Below are 16016 nucleotides of genomic sequence, written 5' to 3'. Positions count from 1 at the left end.
TTGATTGTTCATCAAAATTATTGCCTTTGTTGGTGTTCTTCACCAACAAAGACAAACTCTTCACCAACAAGTTATAGTAAGCAAAATTAGCATGGGCTTTAAACGAGGCAAGGTAAGCCGGGGCTTATAAAATAAATACCATAAATGAATACATTTGTTTTATGCAATTACCCTTGAAGGCAGTCTGTCTTTTTTGTTTACTGATTGGTGTTTGGTTACCTGTAAAAGCCCAGCAGCCTTTTATGTGGCACTTAACCGATGATGATGGTTTGCCCAGTATGGAGGTATATAGTGTGTTTGAAGACAACAAGGGTTATATGTGGTTTGGTACTGATAATGGCGTATGCCGTTATGATGGCCTGGAGATGAAAAACTATTACAGTAGCCAACAAAGGGGTAAATCGTTTTCGCATTTTATACAGGATGCCAAGGGACGTATTTGGTGTGTTAATTTTGCAGGGCAGTTATTCTATATTGAAAACGACTCCTTAAAACTTTTCGAGCCTTTTGAAAAGGTATATAAATCGGGATTTCCGCGTTACTGTTTCGATAACAAAAACCAGCTCTGGATTATTTCCATTAACAACCCCATTTACTATTACAATTTTGAAACGCAAACGCTAAACAAATTTAAGCAGGTAAATTTTCCGTTTATAGTAAATATTGTGGCCGACAGGAAGGGCAATGTAGTTGTTGCGGCTGATAGTATTTATTACATTAACAATGGCAAACTCGCCCATGCAAAATTTAATCCATGTGCGGTTGAATACTCCATACACGATGATGGTATCTATTTTATAAAAAGTATACAAAACCGGGTTTGTGGTATTGATGCATTTGATGGCAAACAGCAGTATACACTGAATACTGATGCTATTAAAACAAACGATGTGCGCTTTACTGATTTTATTTCGTTTGATAACCACGACAGGTGGTTTTTAACCTACGATGGTGCTTATATTTTTAGTGCCGATAAAAATAAATCGAACCTGTTTGCACATATTTTAAAAGGCAATGCTATTTCGTGGGCTACTAAAGACAGGGAAGGCAATTATTGGGTAAGCACTTTAAAAAATGGCGTATTTGTTATTCCCTCCAAAAATGTTTGGTTAATGAATAGCAGCAACTCATCCTTACAATCGGACAGGGTGAGTACTATAGCCGAAGATAAAAACGGGCTTTTGTATTTGGCTTCGGGGCTTGGTAATGTTATTACTTTCGATACCGATAAAAAACAAGTACTGCATTCTATTAAACTAGAAAATGAAACAAAAGATATAGATGCATTGGCTATTGATAAAACAACAAACCTATTGTATGCCCACTCCAGCCAAAGCTATATTTATGATATTAAAACAAAACGGTATTTAAATAAGTATTTAAACTTTTCGGCTGTAAAGGATTACTCTTTTGATGGGTATGGAAACTATTTTCTGGCTACCTCCTACTCTGCTTTTTTTGTGCTTAAAGATGCCAACAAGCGCACATCGCCTTTTTGTAAATACTTAACTTTTAACAAAGCAGTTACCAACCCATCCAACAACTACAAAGTATTAACCGCTGCCAAGTTAAGGGAACAAAGAACTACTGCCTGCCTGGTTAACACTGCAGATACCAGCCTTTGGATAGCCTACGTAGATGGTTTGTACCGTTACCATAAAGGAAAGGTTAATTTGGTATTGGATAAAAACAAACAACCTATTAATGCCACCGACATTATTTTGGCACCTGATGGTAAGGTATGGATAAGCACTATGCAACAGGGTATTATTAGTTATTACAAAAATAAAGTGGTTGATCAGTTTACTACCGGCAATGGTTTGCTTTCTAATTTTAACCGCTGTATTGCAGCCAATCAATATGCCATTTGGTTTGCGGGCGAAAAGGGTGTGCAGGCTTATTTACTGCAACAAAAAAAGATTATTCATTTTACCAAGGAAGAGGGCTTGGCCAGCAACGATGTATTGGATATACATTTAAAAAATAACTTTATTTACCTGGCTACCTCCAAAGGTTTTCAATGGTTTGAACAAAACAAAATAACTACGTCTGCAAGCAAACCCGGTATCGATATTATAGCCTTATCCGTTAACAACAATGTGGTGAATACTAAAACCGATGTTAAGGTAGCCTATAACGAAAACAATATTGATTTTTATTACATAGGTATAGCACAACGTAGCCGGGGTAAATTACGTTATGCTTACCGCTTAATGGGTATTGATACTAACTGGACTTACGTATCTTACAAGGAGCGTGTGGCCAAGTATAATTTATTGCCTCCGGGCTCTTACCGGTTTCAGGTAAAGGTTATTAATAAAGATGGCGTTGAAAGTGCCATAGCCCAATCAAACCTTATTACCATTGCAGCGCCCTATTGGCAAACCTGGTGGTTTGTAAGTTTGGCAGCCATGGCTTTAATATTGGTGGTGAGTTTGCTTTTTTTATACCGCATAAAAATAATAAGCAACCGCAATAAACTGGAAAGGGAAAGAGCCAAGCTGGCTATTGATTTAAGGGCCTCGCAACTATCGGCACTTAAAATACAAATGAACCCGCATTTTATATTCAATGCACTTAACTCTATACAGGAATATATTTTAACCAACGAGAAAAAACTGGCCAATAGTTACCTTGGTAAGTTTAGCGATTTGATGCGTTTGTATTTAGACATGAGCAACAAAAAAAGCATATCGCTGGATGAAGAAATAAAAGCCATGCAATTGTATTTGGAGTTGGAAGCCATGCGCTTTGAAGAGAAGTTTAACTACAGCTTACAGGTAGCCTACGACCTGCAGATAGAACATATTATGATTCCGCCCATGATTATACAGCCTTATGTAGAGAATGCTTTTAAACATGGTTTGTTACACAAAAGAAGCGACAGAAAAATTGAAGTAACATTTAAGCAAGGTGCATTACCCAACACTTTGGTTTGCGAAGTATTCGACAATGGCATAGGCCGCCAACAATCGATGGAGTTGAATAAAATACGTCATCGGAAACATGCTTCTTTTTCTACGGGTGCTGTACAAAAAAGATTAGAGTTATTAAATGCAGAACGCAACCAACAAATAGGTGTGGTATATGAAGACCTATACCATAGCGATGGAACCCCTGCGGGTACTAAAGTAACCATAACGGTTCCGTTTGATTGATGATTTTTTGATGTATGATTTATGAAATAATAAGTATGTTTGAATGTATAAATCTTACAGGCTAAATAAGTTGTTGGTGAAGAACACCAACAACGGCTGGAATATAAACTATGGAGATTATACTTATATTAATTCTTGCAGTAGCTGCATTTGTAATTAAAACTTTGGATTTTGAAGTGGGTCGTCAGAATAGACGTGATTATTACAGAAACGACTATCTTAAATCAGACGCTTGGCAACGAAAGCGTTACGTAGTAATGAAAAGAGATAACTGGCGCTGTGTATATTGTGGTGCTCGTGCTACTCAGGTTCATCATAAGAGATACGCTAAAAAAAATATTGGAAAAGAACCAATTGATTGGCTTGTTTCTATATGCAAACCTTGTCATAATGCACAACACAATTAATATACCTATAAATGATTGGCACATTAAGTATTTCCCGCCCTTGTTGGTGTTCTTCACCAACAAGCTTACTACCCACGGTTGGTGTTCTCACCAATCGCTAAACCTATGGTTGGCGAGGACAAAGCCTATATACAGGTTTAAATATCCATATAAAACCCAATAACGGGTATAAATAACTGTTTTTATAAACAGGCATTTATCCTCTTATACAGCCCTTTATCTTACTGCAAATTTGTACCCATAAAACTTTTAAAAAAGTGGAGCAGAACCCACTTTCATCCTGAGCACTGAGCTTGTCGAAGTATTGAAGGATTAAAAAACGGACTGGCTGTAACAGTTTAAAAACAGGGCGGTATCTGAAAAGCCTTATGAGTAGGGAAATTTTTATACTATGGATAATATCATTGCAATTTATACCCGTTCGGGGTATCCTTCTTCAAATGTTACAAAATACATTTCAGACTATGCAGGTACTCCTGTTAATACGTTAATTATAAGTGGACCGAATGGTTACAATGGAGGCATTGTATACAACGATCCCCCATATCCCATGTTTAACTCAAGCGGTGATTATACCGGTGATACAAATTGGGCATCCAGTTTAACCCAACTGAAGAATAACACGAACATCACCAATATATTCTTCTCTATCGGGAACAGTGCAATCAGTGCGCTGGCCGCAATGGGTTCGAGTAATTTGAACAATGTATTGGTAAGCCTAAAGAATAGTGGAATTACTGGTGTTGATATTGATGCCGAAAATTGGGGCCAACCTGGTGGTTTGGATCCAATGGATCCTGCAGTTCAAAAGGTTACACTTGCAGTTATTCAAGTTGGTTTAGCGCTAACAGCTTCCCCGTATAATAATCTTTCTGGTTGGCAGTCATGGCAAACCTTTGTGAATAACAATGGTGGAAGCATTTCATGGTTTAATGTACAATGTTATGCAGGTGGTACAGGTAATGACCCTGTTCAGGATTGGTACACTCAGTTTACACCATCAGTTCCTATTGTGGCAGGATTTGAGACCACTAATTCAGGATCAGATGGAGGACAATTGACTCCAATGCAAGCACTGCAACAGTTACAATCATGGCAAAGTGAATTGCCTCAAAACAGCCTTGCTGGGGCATTCGTTTGGGAATTTAGCCTTATTCTGGAGGGGGGAAACACAGTATCTGAGTATGCAACTGCCATGAAAGAAGGCTTGAATACGTACTATGCAACTTACACCTTAACTCCCGAAGGAGCATTAGTTCCTGATGCGATTCGCGTTGCCTCAAATCTAAACGTAAACATCTGTATCAATAATAGCCGGACGGATTCTGTTATTGGGCAGTTTGCAGGAACTCCAGAGGTAACCTGTCCTGCCGGAAACACTACGTTATTATACTCCATGAATGGCGGCAACTTGGGATTGATTGACTATATCAATGTTACTTCTCTCGGTTTGTCATCGTCTCTGATTTGGGAGTAATCATGAGACATCTCTAAAACCTACCAATTGAAGCGGATAAACCTTTTCCACCCTTGTTGGTGTTCTTTACCAACAAGCTTACTGTCCGCGGTTGGTGTCCCCACCAATCGCGGACAATTAGTAAGCAATTGTAAAATTTATTAATTAGCAGACCGTTCATTTTTTATTCAGAAAAAAGTGTAGAACTATGCACTCAATAAATTACCGAAGCATTTTATATGTACAACCTGCCCAATCACAAAGAAAACAATCCGCAAATTATTAAGGAGTTTATAGCTAAATACCCGTTTGCATTTTTAACAGGGTGCGATGCTGAAAACAAACCTATCGCTACCCAAATACCGCTGTTTATTGAAGAAGAAAACGGTAAGCGTTTTTTAAGAGGTCATATTATGAAAGATACTGACCACCATAAAACATTTTTACACAACAGTAATATTCTGGCCGTTTTCACCGGGCATCACACCTATGTAAGTGGTACTTGGTATAGCAACCCATACATCCCTTCTACCTGGAATTATATGAGTGTGCATGTAAAGGGTACTATCAAATTTTTAGATGATAACGCTCTGGCAAATGTATTGAGAAAGGTGAGTCTTCATTTTGAAAACTATAATGAAGCATCGACCACCATTTACGATAATTTACCTGCTGAGTTTATACAAAGAGCAACTCCTTACATAGTGGCTTTTGAAATTGAAATAACAGAAATAGATACGGTTTTTAAACTGAGCCAGGACAGGGATTATGAAAGTTATAAAAACATTATAGCCAAACTGCAACAACAGGATGAAGCAGGACGGGTTATTGCTGCCGAAATGGAAAACAGAATACATCAGGTGTTTCCTGATTGATGATTTTTGATTTAGGAATTATGAATTAATGGATATGTTTAAATAGATAATTTGCTGTCCATGGTTGATGTCCTCACCAATCGCTACACGTAAATGGAAAACAGAATTCAACAGCTATTTCATGATAAAACAGATTGATGATTTTTGATTTAAGATGTATGAAATAATGGGTATGTTTGAATAGATAAACATTTTATATAAACCAATAGCGGTAATGCCATGAAACGACCATTAGAAATAATATTTGCTTTGATAGTTTTAGCATCGGCTCCATCATGCGGGAACAAGGACTGCCGGGAAATGTCAAAGGACAATGTTTCCGTTTTAATTGTAAATGAAAGCGGGCATAGCCTTTCTTCGTTGGTTTTGAAATATGAAAAGGGAATCAAAAATATAGGGGCGTTAGCCGATAGCGCACAAACCTGTATTTCATTCCATAGTCCCGGGGAAAGCTCCTATACTTTAACAGCAACACTGGAAAACGGAGATACATTAATCTCTTCACAATATACCGAAGGAGGTTATGCATTAACGGAAACCATTATGGCCGATAGTATTCAAACCAAACATCAGCAGGCTGACTATTAAGTGAAGTTTTTCGCCCATGTTGGTATTCTTTACCAACAAGTTTTCAATAAACGTTAACAATCATTTTAAAGGATGACTATACTAAAAGCAAATACAGACGACCATGAGATTTTGACAGACATAACCAAAAAGTCGAAAGCTTATTGGGGATACACGCAGGAACAAATAGACATGTGGTCGGAGTTATTGACTATAACAAAAAGTTATATTGAAAGTAACCATGTATTTAAATTGGTCATTAACAATACTACCCTTGCTTATTACTCATACTGCTATTTAGACAATGATACTGTTAAGCTTGACAACCTGTTTGTGCTTCCGGCATATATTGGCAGTGGGTTTGGTAAACTACTGATGCATGATTTTATTGATACGATAAAAAAGACTGAAACAAAAAAAATAGTGCTTGATTCGGAACCTAATGCCCAGGCATTTTATGAAAAGTTTGGCTTTATTAAAGTAGGGCAAATGAAAACGAGCATTAAGGACCGTTATTTACCCATTATGGAACTGACAATAGTTATCGGCATGTAGTTACACAAAGCCTTCTGAGTTGTTGGTGAAGAACACCAACAACGGCTGAAAAATGCAGTGCTACTCTCTATGCCCGTCCACGGTTGGTGTCCTCACCAATCGCCATTTATATGGTTTAAGCACACCAAACATAGATAAAAACCCTCCCTAAACCTTCATTAGCAATTATAATAGGCATTACTATGTAAATAAGGTGTACCCTTGTACGGTAATAGCTAAACATAAATGAAAATTATATTTCTTGCTGATGACGATGCTGATGATCGCATGTTCTTTGAAGATGCACTACAAAAAGTAAGCATTCCAGCGCAACTTACAACTGCAAACGATGGTTTAGAATTAATGAATAATCTTGAATCGGTAATACCACCACCACCTGATGTTATTTTCCTTGACCTTAATATGCCCCTAAAAAACGGGCTTCAATGTTTGGAAGAGATAAGGAGTACGGCTATATTAAAAAGCATTCCCGTTGTTATATTCTCCACCACTGCCAGCGATGAGGAAGTAAGTAAAACATACCAACACGGAGCCAATCATTACATATGCAAACCACGTTCGTTTGGGCTTTTAGTAAAAGCCATTGAAACGGTATTGACGCTTGATATGTGGATGAAACCTCAACCTAATAAAGAAGAATTTGTGTTAACGATTACCTGATAAATATGGAAATGATAGAAGATAAATTAGCTACTGCCATTAAAGAGCTTGCTTTTCAGAATGGAGAAAAAGGAAAACGAGCAGCGGAATTAATTGTTGCCAATAAAGAACTTGTTTTCCAGAATGGAGAAAAAGAAAAGCGGGCAGGCGAGCTAATCATTGCCAATAAAGAACTTTTTTTTCAGAACGGAGAAAAAGAAAAACGGGCACAGGAGCTAAACATTGCCAACATAGAACTTCTTTTTCAGAATGGAGAAAAAGAAAAACGAGCAGCAGAATTAATCGTTGCCAATAAAGAACTTCTTTTCCAGAATGGAGAAAAAGAAAAGCGGGCGGCAGAGCTAAACATTGCTAACATAGAACTTCTTTTTCAGAATGGAGAAAAAGAAAAACGAGCGGCAGAGTTAAACATTGCTAACATAGAACTTCTTTTTCAGAACGGAGAAAAGGAAAAGCGCGCAGGCGAGCTAATTATTGCCAATAAAGAACTTCTTTTTCAAAACGGAGAAAAAGAGAAACGGGCAGAAGAGCTAATCGTTGCCAATAAAGAATTAGAATCATTCACCTATATATCAAGCCACGATTTACAAGAACCACTACGTAAAATTCAAACCTTTGCTACACGCCTTATTGATGATGAATCAGAAAATTTATCAACCAAGGGCAAAGAATATTTGCGAAAAATGCACGATGCAGCCAACCGTATGCAATCACTGATTAATGATTTGCTGGCCTACTCACGCACCACCACCCTGGAAAGAAAATTTGAGACTACTGACCTCAATGCCATCATAGAAGCAGTAATAAATGATTTTGAAGAAACCATTGCCGAGAAAAAAGCCACTGTTGAAGTGGGCAAAATAGGCAACGCCCATATCATTCCTTTTCAGTTTCACCAACTCCTGTACAACCTCATTGGTAATGCACTTAAGTTTTCAAACGCAGGCAGACCACCGCATATATTAATAAAAGGCCGCAATATACAAGGCAGTGAAGTAAACGACCAAAACCTTTTACCCGACAAAGTCTATTGCCACCTTACCATTAGCGACAACGGAATTGGCTTTTCGCCCGAATACAAGGACCACATTTTTGAAATATTTAAACGCCTACACGATAAGGACACCATATCCGGAACGGGTATAGGGCTTACCATCGTAAAAAAAATTGTACAGAACCACAACGGAGTTATTACAGCCACAGGCGAAGTAAGCAAAGGAGCATCCTTTGATATTTATATTCCTTTAACTTAATAAAGATACCCATATTGGACAATGAGTTGTTGGTGAAGAACACCAACAACGGCTGTCGCTTACAACCATGCACAAACAAAGCCCCGACCAGTAACTGGTCGGGGCTTTTGCATAGGCTTAAGGTTTATTTATTGTTCCCTTGTTCCGCCCTTCCTTGCCCTTGTTGGTGTTCTTCACCAACAAGTTTTTAAGAAAAATGCTACTTTCCCCAAATGGAAATTATAGAATATTATCCTGAGTTTTTCACAGCAACAATACTCGAATGGAAGCACCTTTTAAAACAAGATACATACAAAGATATAATAGTAAATAGCCTTGAATTTTTGGTACAACAAAAACGGATAGTTGTATATGGCTTTGTGCTTATGAACAATCATATTCATATTATTTGGCAAGTACAGGCTAATAACAAGCCAAAAGAAATTCAATTGTCATTTATGAAATACACTGCACAAATGATTATTAAAGATTTAAGAAATAACCACCAGCAAGTATTAGTACATTTTAGAGTAGATAATAAAGATAGAAAACACCAAATTTGGGAGCGTAACCCACTGAATATAGAACTAAGAAGCAGAGAAGTATTGGAGCAAAAATTAAATTATATACATCAAAATCCGGTGAAAGCCAATTTGTGTTTATTGCCGGAAGAGTATGTTTTTTCATCTGCGGCTTATTATTATTGTATAGATAAAAACAAATGGAATTTTATTACGCATTATAATCAGTAATAAGTTGTTGGTGAAGAACACCAACAACGGCTGAAAAGTTGTTGATTTTACATTTATAAAATAATAGGTATGTTTGAATAGTATCCTACGACAACAAATGACAAAAACTAAAAAGATATTACTTGGACTTTTATGCGGATTTTTTTTATTGTTCGCAGCACAAGAAATCTTTAGGCGATGTATTGGTGGCTTTGCTGGTAGCTATCCTTTCGTAGCCTATTGGGACTTGAACATAAACGAAGCAGACCTAATTGAAATAATAAAAGAAATTAAAACAGAAGACCCAAGCCTTCAACCACCTAACCAAAAAACATTGGCATATGGCAGGGACAGCGGATACGTTAAGGAATCAATGCAGATGGAAATATACAGAGACGAGTTGAAAAAAGACTCGACAGCAAAACTTCCAAACCACGACCAAAGTAATTCTTATGGTAATGAAGAAAATGGTTGGACAGACTATTGGTATTACATTGACTTTTATTATCCAGACACCAAAGAAATTGTTCATACATGGACAAGACCAGATCGGAATAAATCTGTTACAACATTTGCACTTATCAGTTTTAGCCCTCTTAATGACACAGCAAGTTTCAAACTTATTAATCGTGACTTTTGGTATTTAGCAAACAGGCAACAAATTAGTAAATTTGAGAAAATTATCCTTGACAGAATCCAACAGAAAATCAATGACAGAAAGAAAAGGGGCATATAAAAACGCATTTGCATTGATAGAATAATAAGTATGTTTGAATGTACAAACTTTTTTTAAATTAGTTGTTGGTGAAGAACACCAACAATGGCTGAAACCAAACCAACAAGTAATTGAAAAGCAAAATAAAAATAATACTACTAAGTTTATTGCTACTATTGGCAGTAGGACTCATTGCTTTTACCACAACTACAAACGCTGTTGATGAACAGATTTTGGCTTACACGGTTGACACAAAGACACAAGATTTAAAACTATACTGGAAGGACGACAAAGGGGAACTTATTAAAAGCATTCAAAGTTTAAAGACCTATGTGGAGAGCAAAAACCTTACCCTCACCTTTGCCATGAATGGTGGAATGTTCAATAACGACTTTTCACCTCAAGGACTTTTTATTCAAAACAAAAATACCCTTGCCCCTTTAGACACAGCAGATGGAAACGGCAACTTCTATTTAAAGCCCAACGGCATTTTTTATATTACCACAAACAATACTCCTTTTGTATGTAAAACGGCTGACTTTACCAACAACGGTAAAATTAAATACGCAACACAATCTGGTCCTATGTTGGTTATTGACGGACAAATTCATGATGCATTTAAAGAAGGCTCTACCAATTTGAATATAAGAAATGGGGTTGGCATTATGCCCGACAACAAAGTAGTATTTGCCATGTCAAAAACAGCCATTAACTTTTATGACTTTGCTAAATACTTTCAAAGCTTAGGGTGTAAAAATGCTTTGTATCTTGACGGTTTTGTTTCCAGAACATACTTACCAGAAAAACAATGGACACAAACTGACGGAAATTTTGGAGTTATAATTGGTGTAACAAACAAGGCAAAATAATAAGTATGTTTGAATGTAAACTCAAACCTATACAAGTTAGTAATAATTACAAATGGCAACATTAGAGGAAATACAATATCGGTTTGATAAAGTTTGTTTCACTTTATTGGAAAGTGATATTCTTGAAATTAATAAACAAGATCCTGGAGCTGGCGTAAATAATGTAATTTCAAAAATAAATCGTCATTGTTTTGGTGTGAGAGTATATGAAGGTAAAGACAGATATGAAATTGAAATGTTTTATATTACTAATTTTGAAAAATTAAAAGGCGATATAATTTGCTTACCACTTAAAGATCCTAATTATTTTGATTTATTGCTTCATTTCTGTTTATCATTAACTGACTGGTATCCTGAATTAGATGCTATTAACTGTTTTAATACATTCCAAACTAAAGTCCGGTCTTGTTTAGAAAAATTTGGCTTTTTCACAACAACTACCATAGAACTTGAGCCATTTCAGGGAAAGAATGGTGTGATGATTTCAAATTCTCAAAAAGGAATTATTAATGTTGACATGATAAACAGAACGGATTTTTATCGAAATTTTTTTAACAAGAATTTTGAAATTAAAATTCTCAATGATCAAGAGTATGTTTACCTTATGGTAAACGATGAAACCGCTTTAATAAAAATTGGAACTAGTAAGAATCCACGTTTTAGAGAAAAAACTCTTCATTCAAGTGAGCCAAGAGTTTTCTTAATTGCTTTATGGAGGTGCAAAAAAGGTTTTGAAAAAGAACTGCATCAAAAATTTGCTACAAAAAGGATTAGAGGAGAATGGTTTCGTCTTAGTTTTAGAGATTTGGGAGAAATAGAACTTTTCATGAAGAATTATTAGCGCTTGGTTAACGCCCAATTATTAATCAGCAGATATCAACTTTCTAAGATAAACTTTAATATCACTACTATGATATACATCGAACTTATTTATTTTTTTTCTTATCATCATTAACCTATTTAAATTTAAGTTAACAATAAGGAAAATTGAGCTTTTCATACGCTTTTTACTATCTTCATCTTGAGTAAAATATTTAATATCAATAAATAGTTCTTCATAATTCATATACAACGCTAATAAATAAAGAAATGGTATATGTAAAACCATTAAGATAGGTGGAAGTAAAAATGAAAATGCTGTGTTCAATGAAAGAACCGTTTGATAATCTTTGAATATTTTATAAACTGCTATTGCTATAAGTAATAAACTAATAAGTATAACTAATTTATTGAGCAGTTTATTTACTTGTTCATATTTGGGGACTGATTCTGAAAATGTAATCAAGGCTGAACTTAAAACGAGAATAGGTACTAAAATTATTTCAGTAACTAAACTAAATGTATACAAATTCACTAAAAACTCAACCATAATTGACCACTTAAAACTTTCTTTTACAGTCTCCTTAAAAAAATTATTGCCCTTTGCTTTATCTATTTGAACAGATAAAATTACGCCAACAAAAACAAACCAAAAAACAGTATCTTTAATAAAAGATGAATTCCACATTTCAATTTTATAAAGCACTAAAAGAATACAGAAAGTGTAACATGCGTGTAGTAAAATAACGGAACCTATTTTCTTACCGAAAAGTAATTTAAATATAATAAATAATTCTTCTCTAATACTAGCATTAAATAACATTACCATTAATGCTAATGTTGCCCATATAAATAAAGAAATTTCCCGAGTTGAAAATATTTGAAATAAAACCTGCATAATTATTTAATCTTAAGGCTTGCTTAAACTTAAACTCAAACATAAAAAGTAAATCTATAACTACCTAACACCTCCCATACACCTCCGTCACCTGCTTACCAAGGCATCTATAAACTTATATATAGGTAGGGAAGCTGCTGACCAGCCATAATGAAACTTACCTATACCATAGGAAGCAGGTAACCAGGGCATAGGTAAACTTACCTACAGCTTGGGAAGCTGCTGACGTGGCATAATCAAACTTACCTATGCCCAGGGAAGCAGAAAACCAGCCTACCTGTAAGTTGCTAAAATATTTTTTATAAAAAAATATACGCTACACATACTTTTTTAAAACAGGTTCCGTTATACTATTATAATAATTTTTATGATGGAAAGATCAGATAACAACGTTCCTGAACCTCTGGATGATGTTCCCGAACAACCAACACCCACCAAAAAACATGTTAAAAGCAATGTAGCCAAAAAGGATACTGATTTTAGCACACTAGCCACTACCGTTTCCGATGTTTGGTTAAGCAGACCTAACATTACGCTGGTTTGGAAAACGGCTGAAGATTTTAGTGAAGAGGTAGAAGCCTTTACCCTTTTATTAAACAACAAAAGCAATACGGATAAGGACAGGCCCCGTATTACCCACGACTTGCAGCAGTGCAACGATGCTTTGGATGAAGGCGTAGCCGCACTGAAAAGAGCCATTGATGCCGATGCAAAATCTATGCAGGAAGCCCGCGCCACCTATGCACGCTTTGGTATTGTTCTCGAACACCACACTTACCGATTACCTGCTGAACGCAACAACCGTTTGTTTGCTTTAAAGCTATTATTACCTGCTTTGGTCACTGCCGGTTACGACAAGAAAACATCTATAGGCACGGCTTACTTTACGCCACTTATAGCTCAGTATACTACCCTTACTGGTTTAGCTACCAATACCGATAAAGATGTAAGCGGTATTATAGGTAATAAAAATGTGCAGAAGCAAAACATAAAAAAAGTACTTATTGCTTTGTTAAGAGTACTGGAAGGCAACTATCCTGATACGTATAAAAACGAATTACGTGCATGGGGCTTTCAAAGAGAAAAGTTTTAAGTAAGTTTTAAGTAAGCTAACTTTTGCCAGTTAGTGCGCGGGGTTCCGACCGGGTACTTATAAAAACAAAAGCCCTAACCATAACGGTTAGGGCTTTTTATATAAATGAAACGATTTACTTTGCATTTATATATAATTGGTAAGTTTGAATAGATAAACATTCTTACAGGTTAAATGGGTTATTGATAAAGAACAAAAACTGTGTGTAAGTAACCCTATATATGACGAATAAACTTTTAGTAACAATTTAAAACAGAACAAAATGAAAAAAATTTTCCTACTAACATTTATTGCATTTGTGTTAAATGCAAAAGCACAAATCACATTGGAGCACACCTATGATAGTGCATCTACCTGGAACTTTTGTAAAAGTGCTCAAAGCCAGCTAATGATTGTAAAGTTTGAGGTTTCGGGCGAACGTTATGTTAGAATAAACAGATGCGGGCCAGGCTCCATAAACATTTACGACATGAATCATTCGCTTGTTAAAACCATTTCTTTTACCAATATAGCCCGTAGCGTATCAGGCGATATTGGTCATGTTTTATATTTATCAGAAAACTTATTTAATACAGACTCTAAAATCGAATTCATGTATGTAACTGATTCTACTGTTTTTTCTACAACCAAAATTTATAATGAAGATGGCACTTTGCTTTTTAATGAAAATGGCTCTCCGATTACTTTACCTAACAACCATTTACAACAATATCCAATATACAATACGGCTACCGGAACAAAAATGATACTTAGTTACGAAAACGGACAGGCAAAAGTATTTGGTTTGGCGGGAACACTTACTACAGCAATACAGTCAGCAAGTCAGGATATAATAAAAGAACAAAACTTAATTTCAAATCCATATCCAAATCCAACCAAGCAATCTACCAGCATTGATTATAAATTACCCGATGGTATTAATCAAGGCGAAATTGTTTTCTATGGTTTACAAGGGTCAGAAATAAAGCGCTTCAAAGTGGACAGAACCTTTGACACATTAGTTATTTCTACTGACGAACTTGCTAGCGGAACCTATTATTATCAATTACAAACCAGCAAAGGAATAAGCGGAGGTAAGAAATTATTAGTGATAAAATAGAAGGTGTAAGCATAAAATATTTACTATTCTCAATAAAAGTAAAAGCCTTAACCATTTATTGGTTAAGGCTTTTTCATATACATACAAATCACGAAGTGATTTAACATGCATGTATAAAATAATTGGTATGTTTGAATTCTAAACCTTACTCCCTGCAACATCTATTACACGCATCAATTAAAGAGGGTTTTGGATATTAAAATAACAACATGAACAGAAAAAAACATTGGGAAGATATTTACCTGACAAAAAACCTGAACGAGGTAAGTTGGTACCAGCCTACACCAACAACATCGCTAGAGTTTATAAAACAGTTTAATATTCCAACTACAGCTAAAATTATTGACATTGGTGGAGGCGATAGCTTTTTAGTAGATAACTTACTTGACTTAAACTATCAGGACATAACAGTTCTTGATATTTCAGAAGCCGCACTTAACAGGGCAAAACAACGGCTTGGAAACCGTGCTGGTAAAGTAAAATGGATAGTGGCAGATGTAACATCTTTCAGGCCTACAGAACAATATGACTTCTGGCACGACAGAGCAGCCTTTCATTTTTTAACTGACGATAAGGAGGTTGACAATTATGTTGAAACCACTCAGCAAAATATTGCAGCAAAAGGCATTTTAGTAATTGGCACCTTTTCCGAAAACGGACCCAAAAAGTGTAGCGGAATAGAAATTAAACAATACTCTGAAACATCAATGACCGATAAGCTGAAAAGCTTTTTTGAAAAGATACAGTGCATTACTATTGATCATACAACACCGTTTGATACCGTTCAGAATTTTATTTTTTGCAGCTTCCGCAAACGAACAGAAGCAGCCTGACAAATGCACTACTATAGTTGTTGGTGAAGAACACCAACAACGGCCGTGA

At 35.8% G+C, this 16016-nt stretch carries 16 protein-coding genes; 15 read left to right on the top strand and 1 reads right to left on the bottom strand.

Annotated features, from left to right (window positions below):
* Positions 1-161: 161 nt before the first annotated feature.
* From V4538_03325 to V4538_03270, 12 genes are all read left to right on the top strand, one after another.
* Positions 162-3158 (top strand): histidine kinase, encoded by a 2997-nt coding sequence (locus tag V4538_03325; GenBank protein MES2380045.1) that lies wholly within the window; start codon positions 162-164, stop codon positions 3156-3158.
* 110 nt (positions 3159-3268) lie between these two features.
* A complete protein-coding gene (locus V4538_03320) occupies positions 3269-3565 on the top strand; it encodes an HNH endonuclease (GenBank protein ID MES2380044.1) in 297 nt (98 codons plus the stop codon).
* Between the two features lie 682 nt (positions 3566-4247).
* Positions 4248-5042 carry a hypothetical protein gene (locus V4538_03315; GenBank protein MES2380043.1) on the top strand — a complete coding sequence of 265 codons (795 nt, stop codon included), beginning with the start codon at positions 4248-4250 and terminating at the stop codon, positions 5040-5042.
* A gap of 218 nt (positions 5043-5260) precedes the next feature.
* Complete coding sequence (locus tag V4538_03310) at positions 5261-5896, top strand: FMN-binding negative transcriptional regulator (protein ID MES2380042.1); 636 nt, start codon at positions 5261-5263, stop codon at positions 5894-5896.
* Between the two features lie 219 nt (positions 5897-6115).
* Entirely contained in the window at positions 6116-6484 is a 369-nt protein-coding gene (locus V4538_03305; protein ID MES2380041.1) for a hypothetical protein, read from the top strand.
* A gap of 72 nt (positions 6485-6556) precedes the next feature.
* A complete protein-coding gene (locus tag V4538_03300; GenBank protein MES2380040.1) occupies positions 6557-7018 on the top strand; it encodes a GNAT family N-acetyltransferase in 462 nt (153 codons plus the stop codon).
* Positions 7019-7243: 225 nt separating this feature from the next.
* Positions 7244-7678: a response regulator gene (locus tag V4538_03295; protein MES2380039.1), complete on the top strand. Its 435-nt coding sequence runs from the start codon at positions 7244-7246 to the stop codon at positions 7676-7678.
* A gap of 5 nt (positions 7679-7683) precedes the next feature.
* Complete coding sequence (locus V4538_03290; GenBank protein MES2380038.1) at positions 7684-8931, top strand: ATP-binding protein; 1248 nt, start codon at positions 7684-7686, stop codon at positions 8929-8931.
* A 212-nt stretch (positions 8932-9143) separates the two neighbouring features.
* On the top strand, positions 9144-9662 hold the full coding sequence (locus V4538_03285; GenBank protein ID MES2380037.1) for a transposase: 519 nt from the start codon (positions 9144-9146) through the stop codon (positions 9660-9662).
* A 97-nt stretch (positions 9663-9759) separates the two neighbouring features.
* Complete coding sequence (locus V4538_03280; protein MES2380036.1) at positions 9760-10377, top strand: hypothetical protein; 618 nt, start codon at positions 9760-9762, stop codon at positions 10375-10377.
* Positions 10378-10487: 110 nt separating this feature from the next.
* Positions 10488-11225: a phosphodiester glycosidase family protein gene (locus V4538_03275; GenBank protein MES2380035.1), complete on the top strand. Its 738-nt coding sequence runs from the start codon at positions 10488-10490 to the stop codon at positions 11223-11225.
* A 52-nt stretch (positions 11226-11277) separates the two neighbouring features.
* The gene (locus tag V4538_03270) at positions 11278-12066 is read left to right on the top strand and encodes a GIY-YIG nuclease family protein (GenBank protein ID MES2380034.1); all 789 of its coding nucleotides are present in this window, start codon (positions 11278-11280) and stop codon (positions 12064-12066) included.
* A gap of 21 nt (positions 12067-12087) precedes the next feature.
* On the opposite strand, the gene V4538_03265 is transcribed toward V4538_03270, so the two are convergent.
* A complete protein-coding gene (locus V4538_03265) occupies positions 12088-12942 on the bottom strand; it encodes a hypothetical protein (GenBank protein ID MES2380033.1) in 855 nt (284 codons plus the stop codon).
* A 367-nt stretch (positions 12943-13309) separates the two neighbouring features.
* Between V4538_03265 and V4538_03260 the strand changes: the two genes are divergently transcribed.
* From V4538_03260 to V4538_03250, 3 genes are all read left to right on the top strand, one after another.
* Positions 13310-14035: a hypothetical protein gene (locus V4538_03260; protein MES2380032.1), complete on the top strand. Its 726-nt coding sequence runs from the start codon at positions 13310-13312 to the stop codon at positions 14033-14035.
* A 262-nt stretch (positions 14036-14297) separates the two neighbouring features.
* Positions 14298-15134, top strand: a complete 837-nt coding sequence (locus V4538_03255; protein ID MES2380031.1) for a T9SS type A sorting domain-containing protein — start codon at positions 14298-14300, stop codon at positions 15132-15134.
* 209 nt (positions 15135-15343) lie between these two features.
* Positions 15344-15967 carry a class I SAM-dependent methyltransferase gene (locus tag V4538_03250; GenBank protein ID MES2380030.1) on the top strand — a complete coding sequence of 208 codons (624 nt, stop codon included), beginning with the start codon at positions 15344-15346 and terminating at the stop codon, positions 15965-15967.
* Positions 15968-16016: the final 49 nt, after the last annotated feature.

The sequence above is a fragment of the Bacteroidota bacterium genome (assembly GCA_040388375.1).
In the GTDB taxonomy this organism is placed as follows: Bacteria; Bacteroidota; Bacteroidia; order UKL13-3; family UKL13-3; genus JAAFJM01.
The sequence above is the reverse complement of the archived record's forward strand: the minus strand, read 5'-3'. Positions and strand labels throughout refer to the sequence as shown.